General features: G+C 42.1%; 14 protein-coding genes and 6 pseudogenes. 9 read left to right on the top strand and 11 right to left on the bottom strand.

Translation table 11 applies throughout. From position 1 onward, the window contains the following. Positions 1-229: 229 nt before the first annotated feature. Positions 230-1,225 (top strand): zinc-dependent alcohol dehydrogenase family protein, encoded by a 996-nt coding sequence (locus ACEWB7_RS00150; RefSeq protein ID WP_125278545.1) that lies wholly within the window; start codon positions 230-232, stop codon positions 1,223-1,225. Further along, a complete protein-coding gene (locus ACEWB7_RS00145; protein ID WP_159123505.1) occupies positions 1,215-2,231 on the top strand; it encodes a zinc-dependent alcohol dehydrogenase family protein in 1,017 nt (338 codons plus the stop codon). The genes ACEWB7_RS00150 and ACEWB7_RS00145 overlap by 11 nt, the downstream gene beginning before the upstream one ends. 50 nt (positions 2,232-2,281) lie before the next feature. Here the strand turns inward: ACEWB7_RS00145 and ACEWB7_RS00140 are convergent, their stop codons facing one another. Next, positions 2,282-3,181 carry a LysR family transcriptional regulator gene (locus ACEWB7_RS00140; RefSeq protein ID WP_411580308.1) on the bottom strand — a complete coding sequence of 300 codons (900 nt, stop codon included), beginning with the start codon at positions 3,179-3,181 and terminating at the stop codon, positions 2,282-2,284. A 135-nt stretch (positions 3,182-3,316) separates the two neighbouring features. Between ACEWB7_RS00140 and ACEWB7_RS00135 the strand changes: the two genes are divergently transcribed. The 4 genes and pseudogenes from ACEWB7_RS00135 to ACEWB7_RS00120 all read left to right on the top strand — a co-directional run. Beyond that, the gene (locus ACEWB7_RS00135) at positions 3,317-4,057 is read left to right on the top strand and encodes an SDR family oxidoreductase (protein ID WP_034706153.1); all 741 of its coding nucleotides are present in this window, start codon (positions 3,317-3,319) and stop codon (positions 4,055-4,057) included. 73 nt (positions 4,058-4,130) lie between these two features. Continuing rightward, positions 4,131-5,129, top strand: coding sequence for a zinc-binding alcohol dehydrogenase family protein (locus ACEWB7_RS00130; RefSeq protein ID WP_411580307.1), 999 nt, complete (start codon positions 4,131-4,133; stop codon positions 5,127-5,129). Between the two features lie 20 nt (positions 5,130-5,149). Further along, on the top strand, positions 5,150-5,434 hold the full coding sequence (locus tag ACEWB7_RS00125; protein ID WP_045795876.1) for a putative quinol monooxygenase: 285 nt from the start codon (positions 5,150-5,152) through the stop codon (positions 5,432-5,434). A gap of 185 nt (positions 5,435-5,619) precedes the next feature. Continuing rightward, positions 5,620-5,859: pseudogene (locus ACEWB7_RS00120) on the top strand (integrase core domain-containing protein); the annotation flags it as partial. 681 nt (positions 5,860-6,540) lie between these two features. On the opposite strand, the pseudogene acnA reads toward ACEWB7_RS00120, so the two are convergent. From acnA to ACEWB7_RS00105, 3 genes and pseudogenes are all read right to left on the bottom strand, one after another. Further along, positions 6,541-9,297, bottom strand: a pseudogene (gene acnA / locus ACEWB7_RS00115) (aconitate hydratase AcnA). Between the two features lie 245 nt (positions 9,298-9,542). Beyond that, the gene (locus tag ACEWB7_RS00110) at positions 9,543-9,854 is read right to left on the bottom strand and encodes a chaperone modulator CbpM (RefSeq protein ID WP_004780103.1); all 312 of its coding nucleotides are present in this window, start codon (positions 9,852-9,854) and stop codon (positions 9,543-9,545) included. 11 nt (positions 9,855-9,865) lie between these two features. Further along, the gene (locus tag ACEWB7_RS00105) at positions 9,866-10,783 is read right to left on the bottom strand and encodes a DnaJ C-terminal domain-containing protein (RefSeq protein ID WP_005237571.1); all 918 of its coding nucleotides are present in this window, start codon (positions 10,781-10,783) and stop codon (positions 9,866-9,868) included. Positions 10,784-11,015: 232 nt separating this feature from the next. Here ACEWB7_RS00105 and ACEWB7_RS00100 point away from each other — a divergent pair. Together ACEWB7_RS00100 and ACEWB7_RS00095 are read left to right on the top strand one after the other, a co-directional pair. Next, positions 11,016-11,138, top strand: a pseudogene (locus ACEWB7_RS00100) (ion transporter); the annotation flags it as partial. Beyond that, positions 11,134-11,373 (top strand): annotated as a pseudogene (locus ACEWB7_RS00095) (ATP-binding protein); the annotation flags it as partial. The pseudogenes ACEWB7_RS00100 and ACEWB7_RS00095, both read left to right, overlap by 5 nt. Here ACEWB7_RS00095 and bioD read toward each other — a convergent pair. From bioD to ACEWB7_RS00060, 7 genes and pseudogenes are all read right to left on the bottom strand, one after another. Further along, positions 11,351-12,004 carry a dethiobiotin synthase gene (gene bioD / locus ACEWB7_RS00090; protein ID WP_034705926.1) on the bottom strand — a complete coding sequence of 218 codons (654 nt, stop codon included), beginning with the start codon at positions 12,002-12,004 and terminating at the stop codon, positions 11,351-11,353. The pseudogene ACEWB7_RS00095 and the gene bioD overlap by 23 nt on opposite strands. Next, entirely contained in the window at positions 12,001-12,756 is a 756-nt protein-coding gene (gene bioC / locus ACEWB7_RS00085; protein WP_159123509.1) for a malonyl-ACP O-methyltransferase BioC, read from the bottom strand. Before bioC ends, bioD begins: the two co-directional genes overlap by 4 nt. After that, a complete protein-coding gene (locus ACEWB7_RS00080; protein WP_411580306.1) occupies positions 12,753-13,922 on the bottom strand; it encodes an 8-amino-7-oxononanoate synthase in 1,170 nt (389 codons plus the stop codon). The genes bioC and ACEWB7_RS00080 overlap by 4 nt, the downstream gene beginning before the upstream one ends. Next, positions 13,919-15,196 carry an adenosylmethionine--8-amino-7-oxononanoate transaminase gene (gene bioA / locus ACEWB7_RS00075; protein ID WP_034705935.1) on the bottom strand — a complete coding sequence of 426 codons (1,278 nt, stop codon included), beginning with the start codon at positions 15,194-15,196 and terminating at the stop codon, positions 13,919-13,921. Before bioA ends, ACEWB7_RS00080 begins: the two co-directional genes overlap by 4 nt. A gap of 73 nt (positions 15,197-15,269) precedes the next feature. Then, entirely contained in the window at positions 15,270-15,995 is a 726-nt protein-coding gene (locus ACEWB7_RS00070; protein WP_034705932.1) for an alpha/beta hydrolase, read from the bottom strand. A 65-nt stretch (positions 15,996-16,060) separates the two neighbouring features. Continuing rightward, positions 16,061-17,050, bottom strand: coding sequence for a biotin synthase BioB (bioB, locus tag ACEWB7_RS00065; RefSeq protein WP_004812090.1), 990 nt, complete (start codon positions 17,048-17,050; stop codon positions 16,061-16,063). A 147-nt stretch (positions 17,051-17,197) separates the two neighbouring features. Further along, a pseudogene (locus tag ACEWB7_RS00060) lies at positions 17,198-17,809 on the bottom strand (IS982 family transposase); the annotation flags it as partial. A gap of 253 nt (positions 17,810-18,062) precedes the next feature. Between ACEWB7_RS00060 and ACEWB7_RS00055 the strand changes: the two are divergent. Continuing rightward, positions 18,063-19,004: pseudogene (locus ACEWB7_RS00055) on the top strand (IS5 family transposase). Positions 19,005-19,173 lie beyond the last annotated feature (169 nt).

Here is a 19,173-nt window from a genome sequence, read left to right as displayed (position 1 = left end):
TTCCAACTTTTAGCCACTTTGTAGATATTTTGAATATTTCAAGCCTTGAAAATACTACCGACAGTTTAGATTAAACTGCCTTTACAGACTGTACTAGAATATTTTTAGTGAGCGGATGATATTTATTATTCATTATTTAGGAATTATTAAATCCTATAAATATCATTTATTGGATTAATTAACTTTGGTACTGTGCACATCATCCCCCAGTTAAAAATAAGGAACAATTATGAATAAGATGATGAATGCTCTTATCTTAGAAAATTTTGGTGATCATGAATTTAAACGTGTAGAACTCCCTATACCTCAACCAGAGGCTGGGCAAGTTCTAGTACGTATTCATGCTAGTGGTGTAAACCCTATTGATTATAAAATTCGTCTTGGTGAAGCACCATATGCTATGCCAGAGCTTCCTGCCGTGTTAGGAACAGATATGGCTGGGGTTGTAACTGCTATTGGTGAAGGTGTCACTCACTTCAACGTCGGAGATGAAGTTTACGGTCTGATTGGTGGCGTTCGTGGTCTTCAAGGATCTTTAGCAGAATATGTTGTAGCAGATGCTGATCTGATCGCATTAAAGCCACGCAATATCTCTATGCGCGAGGCAGCAGTACTACCATTAACGTTCCTTACCGCTTGGGAAGGTTTAGTGGATAATGCGAAGGTCCAACCAGGGCAAACTGTACTGGTTCAGGGTGGTGCTGGTGGCGTTGGTTATATGGTGGTTCAGCTTGCAAAAGCACTTGATGCAAATGTTTGGGCGACTGGTCGTACAGCTGATCAATCACTGATTTCAGAACTCGGTGCAACACCTCTCGATTACACAACAGCATCTTCCGATGACATTATTGCTGCAAGCCCTGAGAGTCAAGGTTTTAACATTGTTTACGACACTGTGGGTGGTCCAGTACTCGAAGCTTCACTTTCCATGACAACTCACTATGGCCACATTACCAGCTGTGCTGCATTTGGTAATCATAATTTAGCGAGTTCATCTCTACGGTGTGCCACAGTGTCTGGGGTATTCGTCCTAATGCCGATGTTAACAGGCAATCGCCGTGCTCATCATGGTGATATCCTTAAGATCGCGACTCGTCTCGTTGAGGAAGGTAAACTGCGTCCTATTGTTGATCCTCGTCATTTTACTCTAGACCAAGCGATTGAAGCTCATGATGCTGTTCAAGATCGCTCTGCCAATATTAAGGTCGTGATTGATGTCATTTAACGCACTTCAGGCCAAGACTTGGCGCTTCAATAGTATTGGAGATACAGATGTTCTGACATTAGAAACACTTCCTGTGGCTTTACCAGCCGCAGGAGAAGTTCTAATACAGATGAAAACGATCGGACTCAATCGGGCTGACGTAATGTTTCGGCGTGGTACTTATATTCAAAAGGCAGTATTCCCTTCTCGCCTGGGATATGAGGGAGCAGGCATAGTTCTGGCAATAGGTGAAGGTGTACGCCAATTTTCTCCAGGAGATGCAGTATCGATTCTTCCGACTGACAATCTAGCCAAATATGGGACATATGCGGACAAACTTCTGATTCCAGAAACTTTTTTAGTTCACAAACCTGATAGTCTAAGCTGGGAAGAAGCTTCTTCAATCTGGATGCAGTATTTGACGGCTTGGGGTGGTGTAATCCATGCTGGTGGAGTTTCGAAAGGCAAAACGATCTTGATCACAGCAGCTTCAAGTAGCGTAGGACTAGCTGCGATACAGATCGCTGAAGCAGCGGGTGCTAAGGTCATTGCAAGTACACAGACGATAGAGAAAAAGCAACGTTTACTGGATCTCGGTGTTAAAAATGTTATAGCCAGTGAAGATGAACCAGATTTGTATGAGGCGCTTGTTTCACGTTTAGGTGGAGAACATCTTGATGTCGCCTTCGATGCTGTAGGAGGGCCACATATTGAACAGATTGCAAAAGCGATGTCTGTGGGAGGAACGATGGTTATGCATGGTGCGCTTAGCCCGGAGATCACACCATTTCCCCTTAAAGTTGCATTACGCAAGAGCTTAACCATGCGAGGTTTTTTGTTCCTTGAGGTTCTCCATGACCCTGTTCTAAGAGAGCAAGCCAGACGATTTATTCTTAGCAGTATAGGTGCAGGATATCTTCGTCCAGTGATCGACCGTTGCTTTAACTTTGAGAACATGCATGACGCTCAGCGCTATCTTGAATCAAATCAGCAAATAGGAAAAATTGTAGTTACTCTAAATACATGATGGTCTTATCTGATTTCTACTTTCTAGAAAAAAGGTTAGTTCCTTCTGATTCAGGTTTCTATATGGCCCAGCACTTCCGCTAAGTAATCAAACAATGCTCGGATTCGCAAAGGTGTCGGGCCCCGCTGTGGACGATATAAATACAGGCGCCAAACGGGAGAGGTTTCCTCATGAAGTATCTGAATGAGCTTACCACTCCTAAGCCACGGCAAAACTAGAAATCCAGGCATGTGTCCGAATCCAACTCCAGCGAGAATAGCTTGAAATTCAGCTTCTAGATCATCTGTAATAAAACGGGGATTTGATGGCGTAAAGTTTCGACTTTCGGTGAATGTCCATGGCCAGTAACGCCCTGTTTTATGATCGACTAGTGCTGTTAGAGGGTATTTATCAAGGTCAATAATTTTTTTAGGCATTCCGACCTTATCAATTAACTCTGGCGTACCCACAGAATAAAAGTTCACTTTAGCCAATTCCCTTGCCACATATCGATTGTCCGGCAAAAATCCAAATCTGATCCCGATATCTATCCGCTCATCGATCACATCCGAGTGTGAATCTGTTAGCACACAATCCACGACAATATCTGGATAACGTGTGGCAAATTCTGCTAGTGCAGGTACTACCAATTTACGCCCTAACACAGACGACACAGTAAGACGGACAGTCCCACGCATTTCATCTCGTTTTTCCTTGGTGTCTTTTACAAACAAAGCATCGATCGATCCCACCGCAAAACGTGCTTGCTTTGCCAAACGCTCACCATCAGCAGTAATTTTAATTTGTCGAGTACTCCTGTAAAACAGAATCTCTCCACGCTGCGCTTCTAGCTCCTTTATTGCCCGTGTCACTACCTGTGGGGAAATACCCAGCTGAGTTGCTGCCTCTTTAAAATTTCGAGACTCTGCTGCGACACAAAAGATACGCATCATTTCCAATTTGTTATGCATGTCCAATCCTGTGTTATGGCAATTATTCCGTAAATAGGAATTCTGAAAGATAATATTATTCATTTATTATATATAACAAGGCTGTGATACTTAACCCATCAAATATGATTGACAGATAGGTTGAAGGTTACTTGTATGAATAATATCGAAAATAAAGTTGTTGTTATCACTGGTGCAAGTAGTGGTTTAGGTGAAGCTACTGCTCGCTTCCTTGCTAAAAAAGGTGCAAAGGTTGTACTTGGTGCTAGACGTACTGAAAAATTAGAGGCTATTGTTCACGACATTCGTGCAGAAGGTGGTCAAGCTGAATTTATTGGTATGGATATAACCAAACCACAGGAAGTACAAGCACTTATTGAAAAGGCATTAAGCGCATTTGGTCAAATCGATGTATTGGTAAACAATGCTGGATTAATGTCTATTGCACCATTAAGTGAGCTAAAAGTTGATGAATGGGATCGTATGATCGACATCAATATTAAAGGTGTTCTTTATGGTATAGCAGCTACCCTACCTGTTTTCCAAAAACAAAACTTTGGACACTTTATTAATCTCGCATCTGTTGCAGGGATAAAAGTATTTAGTCCAGGAGGTACTGTTTATAGCGGTACTAAGTTTGCTGTAAGAGCCATCTCTGAAGGACTTCGTCATGAAGTTGGGGGAACAATTAGAACGACTACTATTGAGCCTGGTGCAATTGAGTCAGAACTAAAATTCGGTTCTTCTCATAAAGAAAGTTCAGAGTTTGTTACTGATTTCTACAAACAAGCCATACCAGCTGACTCAGTCGCTCGAGCAATTGCTTATGCAATTGAACAGCCTGCGGATGTAGATATTAATGAAATTGTTTTACGCCCAACGAGCCAAGAGTTTTAATTATTGAATAACAAAAAATGGGAGCACCTCGCTCCCATTTTTACTATATTTTTTTAAAGTTGAGGACAAATTTATGAAAGCCGTATCGTATGTTATAAATAACCATGATGATTTTAAAAATTCATTGGTAGATATTGAAAAAGCGAAGCCTACGCTTAAGGAGCGTGATGTACTGGTAAAAGTTCAGGCAATCTCTGTGAATCCAGTTGATACCAAAGTGAGAAAAAATTCGTCTGAAGCAAATAATCGTATTTTAGGTTGGGATGCCGTTGGGGAAATTATCGAAGTTGGCTCAAAAGTTACCTCGTTTAAAGTAGGAGATTCTGTTTGGTATGCTGGCGATTTAACCCGAGATGGTAGTAATGCTGAGTTTCAAGCAGTCGATGAACGAATTATCAGTCTTAAACCAATTACAGTATCTAATGCAGAAGCAGCAGCATTGCCATTAACTGCAATAACGGCATGGGAAATGCTGTTTGATCGGTTTCAAATTTCAGAAACAGAAGTTGGCAGTATTTTAATTATTGGTGGTGCAGGTGGTGTAGGATCAATCGCTATCCAACTCCTAAAAGCAAAAACAAATCTGACTGTTATAGCAACAGCTTCACGTGAAGAAACGAAATCTTGGGTGGAATCACTGGGTGCCGACCATGTCATCGACCATAGCAAAGATTTAAACGAACAAATCGAAGCACTAGGCATTGAAAAACCAAAATACGTATTCTCTACAAATTATACAGAAACATATACCAAGCAAATAGTTTCTCTGATTGCACCACAAGGCAAGCTTGGATTGATCGATGATCCACAAACATTTGATATTATGCCGTTTAAGACTAAATCTATTTCTATCCATTGGGAGTTGATGTTCACCCGTTCAATGTATGAAACCGATGATATTGAAAAGCAAGGTGATCTATTGCAACAGGTTGCCCAATTAGTTGACCAGCAAAAAATTAGAAGTACCCTCAACCAAAATCTAGGCAAAATTAACGCTGCAAACTTGGAGAAGGCGCATAAGTTGTTTGAATCAGGTAAGTCAAAAGGCAAAATTGTACTAGAAAACTTCTAAAACAAATTCAAGGTGAAATAATGACTATTTCAATAATTGCGAACTTTAAGGCAAAGTCAGATCAAAAAGAGACGTTAGAAGCGCTTTTAAAAAGTGTAATAGAGCCTACGCTTCACGAAGAAGGGTGCTTGAAATATGAGCTTTATATTAGCGAAAATGACTCGAGTAGATATTTCTTCTTAGAAGAATGGCGTAGCAGAGAGGATTTAGATATCCATATAGCGTCTGATTATATTCAAAGTTTATTTGGTAATATCCAATCGCTCATTGAATCAAGTGATATTGTAGAAATCAAAAAAATATAGCTGTATTCGGACGTTATGATGAAGTATTCTTCAAATTAACATAGAGACTTAGAAAGTTAATATAAAAATGGGAGCTCTAAGCTCCTATTTTGTACGATTTTTTAATTTTTTAGTAGTAAACCTAGGCTTCAACAAATTATGCCCCTAAGGGGAGCCACCAATACCCTGCATTTTGACAACAATGTCATCGTTTAGAGGCAGCAAATTTACGAGCATCAGTCGGTACGACTGGTGATTCATATGATATTGCTTTGGCTGAGACTGTGAATGACTTATACAAAACAGAGGTGATTGAATACTTAAAAGCAGATTGGCGAGGTTTAGCAGATGTACAACTTGCGACACTAAACTGAGTAGATTGGTTCAATAAAGAACGTTTACATAGTGCGCTAGATTATGTGCCACCTTTTGAGTTTGTGGCCTAACTTAAATAAAAAGTCTCCGACAAACCCGGTACGGTTCAATCACATGAATAGTGCTATTTTGTAGTACCAGTATTTCAATATGATGAATCAAGGTGATATTAAAAGGCTCTCCCTTTGTATATAGAAATCAGTCCTTAAAGCTGCTTAATCAACCGTCTAACTTTCGAGGATCATATCAGGTTCGGCGGACACTTACCTGTCTACACATAGAAATTGCACCAATACCAAGTCCATCAGCGACATCTGCAAACTGTTTTTATATCAGGCATTAATTGGCTACAACCTACAGACAATTGGCGTATAAAACGATGTAGGGTTTTAATTTGAGTAAAGACTGGAATCTGGGTGGGTTGACCAGATAAATATTTTCCGTAGCCTTACCCAACGTAATCTGTACATCCAATCTTTTTAATGCCTCGAAGATCACTGCATCAGCGCCTTCTAGACAGGCTGGTATTATTTTTCTGGTCATTTGGTTTTTTCTTACTTTGGTATAAATACCATAACCCACTTTAATTAGCTCACCTTCTTGAACTAAGTTTCGCAGAGTTCTTTCAATTTGGTCATAATTTGCAATGTCATTAAAATCATAATGTCATTAAAATCATTTCGCATAAATAAGTCAGTAAAACTGCTTAACTGGCCGGCATTGTGGCCGGTGTCGGGTTTTCATCATCCAATTTAGGAAGCGAGCAAATTGCGTAAAACATAGTGCAAGATCCCACCTGCCTTAAAGTATTCCACCTCATTCAAGGTATCAATACGACACAACACCTGAAAATGGCTATATGTACCATCGGTATGTTGCACTTCTACATTCAGCATTTGATGCGGATGAATATCATCCGACAATCCTAGAATTGATAGGGTTTCATGCCCGGTCAGGTTCAAGATCTACCGGTTCTGACCCTCCACAAACTGTAAAGGTAACACCTCCATGCCGACCAGATTAGAACGGTGAATCCACTCAAAACTTTCAGCAATCACTGCTTTCACCCCCAATAGGTTGGTGCCTTTGGCCGCCCAGTCACGTGAAGAACCGGTGCCATATTCTTTCCCGGCAATAATCACGAGTGGGGTTTGTTCTGCCTGATAGCGCATTGCCGCATCATAAATCGAGAGTTTTTCTGCACTTGGAATATGCAGAGTATTGCCACCTTCCTCCCCACCCAGCATTTCGTTTTTGATGCGGATATTGGCAAAGGTGCCTCGCATCATCACCTCATGGTTGCCACGGCGGGATCCATAAGAGTTAAAGTCTTTTGCATCAACCCTCTGTTGCTGTAAATATCGTCCGGCAGGACTATCTTTTTTGATGTTGCCTGCAGGGGAAATATGGTCCGTCGTGACTGAATCTCCCAATACAGCCAAAATCCGTGCCTGTTTGATCTGCTGAATTGGTCGCACCGGCTGATCAATTTCTGCAAAAAAGGGTGGATGTCGGATATAGGTCGATTGTTCATCCCAAGTATAGGTTTGACTTTGAGGAATCTGGATCGCTTTCCACTTGGCATCACCTTCAAACACTTCCGCATATTCTTTATGGAACATCTCAGTATTCAAGTTCTGCAGTGCGGCATCAATTTCCATCTGTGTCGGCCAAATATCTTTTAAATAAACTGCTTGCCCATCAAAGCCTTCACCTATCGGCTCAGCAGTGAGATCAGTTCGAATATTCCCGACCAAACCATAGGCAACAACCAAGGGGGGAGATGCTAACCAATTGGTTTTCACCAAAGAATGCACTCGTCCTTCAAAGTTACGGTTTCCGGAAAGCACTGAGGCTACATTCAAATCGAAACATTGCACAGCTTCTTCAATCGCTTCAGGTAAAGGTCCCGAATTACCAATACAGGTGGTACAACCATAACCTACCAGGTTATAACCCAGTTGATTCAAATAAGGCGTCAACCCTGCTGCATTGAGATAATCGGTAACCACTTTGGAACCTGGAGCCAGTGAACTTTTCACCCAGGGTTTCCGCTGCAAACCTTTTTCGATTGCCTTTTTGGCCAATAGCCCTGCTGCCAACATGACACTGGGATTCGAAGTGTTAGTACAGGAGGTAATCGCTGAAATCACCACGTCACCATGCTGCAACGGATATTTTTTACCCTCAATCATACAAAAAACATTTTCATGGGGCAGGTTGGCCTGTCTCGCTTCAACAGCCGTACCTCCCCCTCCTTCATTTTCCAGACGCTCTTTTTCTTCTTTGACCGGTTTCAAGGTCAGATCCATGAAGGCATCAAAGGTTCTCGGCACTTGTGACAATAGTACACGATCCTGTGGGCGTTTCGGACCTGCCAGACTGGCTTCTACCGTCGACATATCTAAAGCCAGCGTATCTGTAAAGACGGGTTCATCCCCCGGATTGCGCCATAATCCTTGCAACTTGCTATAAGCCTCTACCAAGGCAATTCTTTCCGGCTGACGTCCTGTTAAACGTAAATAGGAAAGCGTCACCTCATCAACCGGGAAAAAGCCACAGGTAGCGCCATACTCCGGTGCCATATTGGCAATCGTGGCACGGTCCGCCAAGGGTAAATCGGCCAGGCCATCACCATAAAATTCGACAAATTTTCCAACTACGCTTTTTTGGCGCAGCATCTGGGTAATGGTCAGCACCAGATCAGTTGCTGTAATCCCTTCTTTGAGTTTACCGGTAAGCTTAAAGCCGATCACTTCCGGAATCAGCATGGAGATCGGTTGGCCTAGCATGGCCGCTTCCGCCTCAATACCACCTACCCCCCAGCCTAACACGCCTAAGCCATTGATCATGGTGGTATGTGAATCGGTACCGACCAAGGTATCAGGAAAGGCAAAGCGCTGCCCATCGACCTCATTGCTCCAGACCACTTGTGCCAGATATTCCAGATTGACTTGGTGGCAAATCCCGGTTCCTGGCGGCACCACGCGAAACTGATTGAGTGCCGCCTGTCCCCAGCGCAGAAACTGGTAGCGTTCGCCGTTGCGTTGCATCTCAATGGTAACATTCTGCTCAAAAGCTTGCGGGCTGGCAAAGTAATCGACCATCACCGAGTGATCGATGACTAAATCCACCGGTGACAACGGATTAATTTTTTCCGGATCACCGCCGGCTTTGGCCACTGCTGCACGCATTGCAGCAAGATCAACCACTGCAGGAACACCGGTAAAATCCTGCATCAGCACCCGTGCCGGACGATACTGGATTTCCTGTTCTGAAGTTCGGTCGTTAAGCCATCCTGCCAAGGCATGAATATGCTCGGTCTTCACCGTGAGCTGATCTTCAAAACGTAATAAATTTTCTAGCAAGACCTTTAAAGATTTGGGCAGCCGGGACAGGTCGCCCAACTGCACTTGCAATTTGGATAGGTTGAAAATCTGATAGTGTTCTGAACCGACGGTTAATGTTTCTAAGGTATTAAAACTATTGATATCAGTATACTTGGCCATCTAGCTTCCCTCCTGCTTGAGCTGTTATTTTTATGATCACAGTCAACCACTTCTTTACTTACTGTATGCTAACTGAGCGGTGGGTTTGTTATTATTTATTATCGGATTGCGCTAGCCAGTTAAATGCAAGGCTGCCAGGGCATTTTTCCAGAGAGTTGCCGACATTTCAAATCTGGCATCAACAACGTTTCTGCCCATCCTAAGGACATAAGCTAAATTGACCAGCGTATTACTTTGTTCTGTGTCTATAAACGTCGAAGTTTCTCTAATTCTTCGATTAAATCCAACATCATGGCTACAGCAGTAAAACTTGCATCAAAATCACGCTGTAAACGATACGCTTTTTGTGCACGTGCCACATCATCCACTAAAAAATATAAATCTGATGCATTTACGCGATTCGGCAAAATATCGTATTCAATCAGTTGCAGAATCCATTCAGGACTTTGACCACAAACTTGAGCAAAACTATTTAAATCATAACGTTGTTGCTCATCTACAACTTCTGCCTGTTGGATATCTTCTAAGACCACCTCATAATATTTAACTGTCGTCATAATTTTACTCCTTATGATGATCTCGGCTTAAATTTGGAGAATGCTGCTGCAAATGCTTCATAAGCCTGTTGTTCTTGTTCGGTTTGTGCAGGTGGTTGCACAATATCGAGGATGAGGAATAAATGCCCTGCATCTTTAGCAGGAATCCCCTGATTTTTTAAACGTAATTGTTGACCTGTTTTGGCATTTTTTGGAATTTGAATATTGAGTTGTTTACCATTGGGTAAGCTTGCCGTAATCGATTGTCCAAGTGCTGCTTCCCATGGACTAATCTTCAGATGATGATAGACATCCGCGTTTTCAGCATAAGTTGAATCTGTAGCTTTGTATTGGATTTCAATATACAGATCACCATTTTCACCCCCATGAATACCCGGTTGCCCCTGTCCGGTTAAACGAATTTTTTGCCCTGCTTTCATGCCTTTTGGAATTTTAATTTTTAAGACTTTACGCTGTACTTCTGCTTGCCCGTACGCATTGATAGTTGGAATCTGTAAAGTGACATTTTGAGTTGCACCATGGAATGCAACATCCAAATCTACTTCTAGAGTCGCGTGTTGATCATCACCTCTATAGGATGCTCGACCCTGATAACGCTGTTCATTGAAACCACCAAAACCGCCACCAAAGCGACCAAACAAGTCTTCAAACCCTGTAAAATCCTGTCCGCCCATATTTGAATAATATTGATGAGCATCCCTACCCTGGCTATTCTGTGGATGGTCTAATTCAAAATCATATTCTGCTTTTTTTTCATCATTACTTAACACATCGTAAGCAATGTTTAACTGTTGCATATGCTCTTCTGCATCAGCTTCTTTACTGACATCGGGATGATATTTTCTGGCAAGTTTACGATAAGCTTTTTTAATTTGCTCAACAGTTGCATCTCGAGGTACACCTAATATTTCATAATAATTCTTGGTCATCTCTGCCCTATTGGTGGTTTATGTTTTATTCATTATTCAATTTTTTTATAGCTAAAAAAACCTTTTAAAGATTTTTCTTGTTATAAATTATTTCTTTTACACAAGAAATAATTCTTTAAAATCATAGGATAATCTATATTTTTCTGACGACAGCCGCTAAATAATCTTGTCTTTTTTGAATTAGCCTGTTCGAAATCATGATTAGGATCAGTCTGCCTTTTGGTAGATAGCGCAAAATGGCTCATTTCAGGCGGTTATTTTTATCCTGCTGATCATGATCATTTTCGCGGCGGCTGGCGCATATGTGGTTGAAAACAAGGCGCAACCGGAAGTCTTTAGCTCCATCCCTGCATCCTGGTTGCCTAGTGATTAAAGATAATGAACAACAACTTACAGCCGAGGATATCCAACATTTAGGACAACGCTTCTGGCGCAAATCTGCTCAGCAGCACGGCCATGGTCTGGGACTGACATTAACCGCTAACCTGTTAAAACAATATGGTTATCTGCTCTCTTTTAATGCCCGACGGCCCTATGGGCTTCGCATTGAAATCAAGTGCGGCGTGTCTAAGCGTGACCTGAAAGCTTAGGAATATCCAGCCATACGGCTGTTGGAAAATACTGGGGCAGATACTCCTTTAAATATTGAATAGTATCCATCGCAATCGTTTGGTCCTGATGGTCATCAGTATGGTTAAATGCCACAGCATGAAGTGTGACTTTACGCTGTTTGAGTAGCTCCAGGCTCAGTAAAGTATGATTAATACTGCCCAGACGGCCTGAAGTTACCAGAATGACAGGATAATCGTGCGCTGCAATATAATCGATTGTCAGCATGTCCCGGGTCAGCGGCACCATTAATCCGCCTGCCCCTTCAAGCAAAACCCGGTCATAACGCTCGGCCAGTATAGTGGCTGCCTGCTGAATTTTTTCGAAATCGATTGAACGCCGATCCAGTTCAGATGCCAGATGCGGTGAGGCTGGATAGCTAAAAATTTCTGGCATGGTCAGCTTGTCATGATCTTCAGGCAGCAGTCCACACCCCATGATCATCCTGTGCTGCTCAATATCTTCTGAAACATCCACATTGCCAGTTTGAATCAGCTTTTGGGTAATGGTTCGAATCCCCTGTTCATTCCAGCTTCTGGCTAAAAAACCGGTGGCATAGGTCTTACCAATAGCGGTATCAATGCCGCTGACAAAATAGATTTTCAAACTCATAGAGCCTTCCGTGCAATCAGGTAAATGGGATGGTAAGTCAAAGGATAACCCTCTGTTTCCGGGATCTGGAATTGAGCATAATGGTGCTCGAACTGCGCAAGTGAGCTTTTGCTCCAACGAAAACCCTGAGCCGTTGCCTGCACACCGGTAGATTTCATGTGTTTTAACACATCTCTAGGCTGGGCAAAGTTGAGTTGGATCCGTTCTTCATTTGCCATCAGCAGTTCAAAGCCCTGTGCCTGCAAGATATTTGCTACAGTTTCCAGTGGTAAATAATCCAGACCCTGTCCTGTTAATGCTTTAATTTCTTTTAAATTGTCTTCTGCATAACTGGCAAAACAGAAGTATCCTGATGGGTTCAAGGCATTGGCCACTTTTCGGATTAAGGCTGGTAGCTCCTGAATCCACTGCAAGGCTGAACAGGACACCACCAAGTCTAAAGACTGCGGTAATGGCAACTGTTCGATATCGCCTATACCCCAGATGAATTGCTCAGTTTCAGGAAAATGCTGTTTCACTTCAGGATAAAGATCATTTAAAAACAACTGATCAACCCCATAATGCTGTAAAAAAGCATGGCTAAACAGACCTGAACCACAACCAATTTCTAGCGCACGTTGCATATGTGGTTGGGGAATAGACTGTTGCATTAAATGAAGTAAATGTTGAGCGACATGGTGCTGTGCTACGGCATGCTGATCATAACTGTGCTGAGCCTGAGCAAATCGTTGTGCAATCAGTGTGTTGTTCATGGCTGATACTGCTCCAGTACACTAAAACAGTGCTGAATTTCCTGATTCTTTATTCCGTGATGCAAACATATCCGCAGTCGTGACGAGTTTTTGGGAACAGTGGGTGGACGTACAGGCAATACATAAAAACCATAATCTTGCAAATAGGCTGCTGAAGCTACGGTCTGATGCGTATCTCCAATAATGACCGGAATAATCTGGGAACTTGACGGACAGTCATAACCCAGATTTTTTACTGCCTGCTGACTGTATTGTGATAATGCAGTTAACGATTGACGTTCTGCCTGTAAGCCCTGTTGATACTGAAAGATAAAATTTGTCCAAGCCATACAGATGGGAGGTTGGGCCGTACTGAAAATGAGCGGGCGCATTGAATTAATCAAATATTCCCGGATTATCGGTTCGCAGACCAAATAGCCACCAACCGAAGCAAGCGCTTTACCAAAGGTACCTACCAGGAAGTCGATATCCTCTATCACATTATATTGCTCGGCACAGCCCAGTCCACGTAAACCGCGTACGCCTACCGCATGCGCTTCATCAACATACAGCATGACTTTAGGATGCTGTTTTTTTAGCGCCACCAAAGCAGTTAAATCGGTTTCATCCCCATCCATACTAAAAATGGATTCTGTGACGACAATGATACGTTCAATCGACTCATCTGAATGATATTTCAATAAAAGTTGTGCCAAGTGATCTAAATCATTATGCCGATATCGCACATAATTCGCTTTAGATAAACGGATACCATCAATCATACTGGCATGAACCAGTTTATCAGCAATGATTTGGGTTTTACTGTCTGCAAGCACAGGTAAAATCCCGATATTCATATGATAGCCGCTATTAAACAGCAGTACCACACGGCCAAAGGCTTGCGACATGTTATGTTCAAGCTGTTCATAAGCGGGAAAATTTCCAGTCAGCAATCGGGAGGAACTGGCACTCATCTGCCGTTCAGAAACAGGAGTCATGTCAAAAAATGCTTCCCGTAAATCCACTTGGCTGGCAAGACCCAGATAATCATTCGATGCCAGATTCAACATGGTTTTGCCGTTGAGTTCAAAATAGGCAGCACTGGTAATGTTGGATTTAAACTCGCGGTATTGCCCTTGTTGCTTTAATACATCAAGTTGCTGTGCAAAATGTTCGAGGTGATTCATGCTGCAAGCTCCAGGTGCTGAATCATAGCGATCATATGTTCCAGCAATGTCTGCAATTCGGCTGTAGAAATAATAAAAGGTGGCATGACATACACCATTCTGCCAAATGGACGAATCCATACACCACGACGAACACATTCTGCCTGGAATTCAGCTAGATTCACTGCCTGATGCAGCTCAACCACGCCAATTGCCCCAAGCACCCGCACATCTTTGACTACAGGATGCCCATCTAAAACATACAAAGTACTTAATTGCTGTTCAATACGCTGGATATTGGCTTGCCAGTCCTGTGCCAGTAAAAGCTGGATACTTTTTACTGCAACTGCACACGCCAACGGATTGGCCATAAAGGTCGGGCCGTGCATAAAAACGCCCGCTTCCCCCCGAGAAATGGTCTCTGCAACCTGCCTGGTGGTGAGCGTAGCAGACAAAGTCATATAGCCACCGGTCAGGGCTTTACCTAAACAAAGTATGTCAGGGATGATATCGGCATGCTCATAGGCAAATAGCTTACCAGTGCGTCCAAAACCTGTCGCAATCTCATCCAGAATCAGGAGTATATCGTATTGCTTACACAAAGCTTTGGCTTGGCGTAAGTATTCAGGATGATAAAAACGCATCCCTCCCGCACCCTGAACAATCGGCTCAATAATCATGGCTGCAATCTGCTCATGCTTTTCTGCCATTAACTGTTTCAGTGGCTGGATATCCTGCTCCTGCCATTCGCCATTGAAGCGACTTTCAGGTGCAGGAACAAAATATCGATTAGGCAGGCTTGAACCGAAGATTTGATGCATACCCGTGACGGGATCGCAAACTGACATCGCGTTCCATGTATCACCATGGTAGCCCGAACGTGTCGTGACAAAATTACTTTTTTCCGGTTGACCTTGGGCATGCCAATATTGCACCGCCATTTTCAAGGCAACTTCTACAGCAACCGAACCGGAATCAGCAAAAAAGACTTTATCAAGCTCAGATGCCGTAATCTCCAGCAGGGTTTTCGCAAGTTCAATGGCAGGCTGATGGGTCAATCCACCAAACATCACATGTGACATCTTATTCAGCTGCTCAATGGCGGCCTGATTCAGCTCAGGATGACTGTAGCCATGAATCGTACACCACCAGGAGGACATACCATCAATCAGCGCCCTGCCATCTTCCAGATAGATCTGGGCGCCGCTGGCGCTAGCGACCGGATAACAGGGCAAGGGTGCAGTCATTGAGGTATAGGGATGCCAAATATGCTCTTGATCAAAAGCGTCAAACACAAAATTCATCCTGAAAAATTGTGGAAATATCGATCTTAGCCTGCTCAGTTGAAAATGCAAATGACTGAACTCCCTATCTTGCTGAAGCAACTGATAAATCATCCAGAAAATCCAGAATAGGTGTTAGCACCAATTCTGTATCGAACAGGATAGCATCATGTGCGGCCTGGATTTCTTTGACTTTGATTAAACTTTGTTGATAAAAGACAGGTTCTATGGAAACTTGGCAAGGAACTAGTGAATCTTGGTTCGAAAATATAAACAGTATCTTCGTTGAACAGGTTTTTAAGATCTTTACCAAATCTAATTGCTTCAAAAGATAAAGATGCTTTTCTTGATGATTTAAATCAATTAAAGACAGTTGGGATTGTAAATATTTTACCCGTTGCCGTGCATCCTTCGCCCCCATACAGACGAGATGACTAAAACGTTTCAATGTCGTTAACATGTCTAGTCGGGCGGCCTGGAGAAACTGTTCAAGATCAGTTTCAGGCATTGCTTGTTGCCAATCTTTATTGGCAACAAAACAAGGATTAGACATACAGGCAATGACAGGCTTTGCTACTCGTGTCTGCTGAAAGATTTCATTGGCCAAATATATGGCCAATTGTCCCCCTAAAGACCATCCCATCAAGACATCAAAAGAACTCGCCTGCCTAACTTTTTCGGCCAAAATACTTTCCACGTTAGGATCAAAAATATCCCATACTTCAACTTGATACTGTTGCCGTAACTGTTCTACAAACGGGGTTAAGACCGCTGTTCCTAGCCCCCAACCCGTAATCATCAGTATCTTCATTTTGTCTGCTCCAATAAAAAGGGACCAATTCAAGTTGAAATGATCCCTGTTTGTTACACGATTAATTAAGCAGGTTGCATCGCATCTACAGCCAATTCTTTAGCTGTTTTCTTGGCAGCTTCAGCTTTTAAGCCTAATTTAGCAAACAAGGCTTTGTCTTTACCTTCACCACTGTTCGGGGCAGTAAGCAATTTATCACCTGAAAATAATGAGTTAGCTCCAGCCATAAATGCCAGTGCCTGATCAGAGTCAGAGAGAGATTCACGACCTGCCGACAAGCGGATATAACTCTTCGGCATAATAATCCGTGCTACCGCAATAGTACGAATCCAGTCAATCACATCCAGTTTTTCAACATCGGCTAGTGGTGTGCCTTCAATAGGAACCAGCATATTTATGGGCACCGAACCCGGGTGAATCGGCATAGTCGCTAGTTCAAATAACAAACCGACTCGGTCTTGTACGCCTTCGCCCAAGCCGACAATACCGCCACTACAGACATTAATTCCGGCATTACGCACATGATCAAGCGTATTTAAGCGGTCATCAAAGCTACGTGTACTGATGACATTGGCATAATATTCACGTGAGGTATCAAGGTTGTGGTTGTAATAATCTAGCCCTGCATCTTTCAGACGTTCCGCTTGTGAGGCATTCAGCATCCCTAGGGTCATACAGGTTTCCATGCCCAGTTTCTTGACTTCCTGCACCAATTCCAGCACATACGGCATATCGCGTTCATGCGGGTTACGCCATGCTGCGCCCATGCAAAAACGGGTCGAACCGGAAGCTTTGGCCTGTTTGGCTTCAGCAATCGCCTTTTGTACTTCTACGCGTTTTTCAATTTCCAGATCAGTATCATAATGTGCAGATTGCGAACAGTATTTACAATCTTCCGGACAACGGCCCGTTTTAATTGAAAGCAGAGTACTGACCTGAACAGTATTCGGTTCAAAGTTTTGGCGATGAATTTGCTGTGCCTGAAACAGTAAATCCATTAAAGGCAAGTCATAAATTTCTTGTATTTCGGCACGTGACCAATCATTACGGATCATCTTGTCTGCATCATCTAAAATTCCATTGAGTAAATCATACGCTGTTTTTTTTATTTTTCTTTAGCGTTTTCTTTCATATTCATTGCCTGCTCAAAATAGCTTTAGTTTATCAAGCTATTTTGAAAGCTTATTTAACTCGAATCCTGCTTAAGCCGATGATTCCTTAATTTGAATTGTTGGCTTATTTTGATGAGTGAGTTGATATGCACATAGTGAGGCGTAAATTCCACTCAGAAACCCATGAAGACTACGTGCTTTACTCGTCACTAAATTATATTGCCCCTTCAATAAACTGAATAATGTTTCTATCTTATTGTGCTGTCTTAGGTGATATTCATCTGATGCACAAAGTTGAATAGCCTGCATATTCTTTCGATGATAAATAATTAAATCAATAACTTGATATTTCAATCTGATTTTTAATTCTTGGTTGATGTAACCTCGATCCCCGTAAAGTTTTGCTTCTACACCAGCAACCAATTGCTCAACCATTTTTATGTCAGCAACATGTTCATTCGATAAAGCAGAACAGGCAATTTCACCAAATTGATTCATCGCAATATGTAATTTACAGCCATAAAATCAGCCCATTGAGCTTCTACCTCGTGATGCAATTTGGACTAATGATTTATGATGCTGAATACGTTGAGTTTTACAAACTGGCAGAGTTGTTGAATCAATCCATAAATATTGTGTACCTTGGCCTTTCATCAGTGTCACATGTAAAGCGTGTAGAGCTAATTCATGCATCGGGACTAAACACTTAGATTCTTGTTTAGTAAAAAATTTCAGTATAAAAAATATACTAAATGTTAAAAAAGGAATTAGTTTTATTAGCTACATTATTGTTAAGTTCACTTTCCTTTATGGCTGTAAATGCTGAAGATAAGTCACAACGAAAATCATTAACTAATATTCTTCAGCCTGCCTCTGATTATCAATATTGTCGTCTCCAATAGGCTTTGTTGCACAAAGCTATTCTTGAAGGCTTCTTCAGCAATATAATTTCCAGATGAAGAAGCCTGCACCTAAAATCTACCGTACAACCAATTGGTCCTCGTATAACCAAGCTTTAATCAAGCGAGGAAATATTTCAATCTGGTTTGATCCCAAGACACAATAGTATGCACAGCCACAAGGCAAGCATGGACGAAATCAAACTTATTCCGATACAGCGATTCAATGCTGTTTAATGATCAAATCCCTATTCCGTCTTTCTTTGCGTATGGTCATTGGCTTTGCTCAAAGCCTGATTAAACTCTGTGGCTGAGCAGCCCCGAATATCAGTGATATTCGTACTCCACCCTCTGTAAACGACAAAAGCATATTGATATTGCGATAAGCTATCAGAAAAGTCGTGATGGGTTACACCTACTCGTCGACTCTACAGGGTTAAAATTTTTAGGTGAAGGCGAATGGAAGCATAAGAAACATCAGCCCGAATATCGTCGCCAATGGCGTAAACTTCATATTGATATAGATGCTAAGACCCTTTCAAATACGAGCAGTTCAGCTCACAACAAACAGTGTGAGTGATTCACAAGTGCTTGATGATTTGCTTAAGCAAATCCCACAAGATGAACAGATTGACTCCGTATATACCGATGGTGCTTATGATACCAAGAAATGTCGGCAGGTGATTTCGGATAGGCAAGCCCATGCTGTCATTCCGCCGAGAAAGAATGCGAAGCCTTGGAAAGATAAGAAATTGAGATCTTTAGAGAGGAATGAATTATTAAAATCAGTCAAACGGCTAGGTCGGTCACTTTGGAAAAAATGGTCTGGTTATCATCATCGAAGTTTAGTGGAAACCAAAATGCATTGCATCAAATTATTAGGCGATAAATTAACAGCAAGGAGTTTTGCTAGTCAGGTGGATGAGATTCATGCACGTGTAGCAGTTTTGAATAAATTCACAGAATTAGATCGCCCTAATACCCAAGTTGTCACTTGAATTTAGCTCAATTAGGGCAGCATTGTCTTTCAAACCTTTGTGCAACAAAGCCCTTCCCCTGATTGATATTTATTATTTAGTTTCCCAGTAATATGTTGATTCTTTTGCGACTTATTGGCCTTTTTTGCGTGTTGAGCTAAGGTTATGAACCTTAGCACTTCTCGCCCTA

Source organism: Acinetobacter sp. NIOH-H-8, from assembly GCF_046635365.1.
Taxonomy (GTDB): Bacteria; Pseudomonadota; Gammaproteobacteria; order Pseudomonadales; family Moraxellaceae; genus Acinetobacter.
The sequence above is the reverse complement of the archived record's forward strand: the minus strand, read 5'-3'. Positions and strand labels throughout refer to the sequence as shown.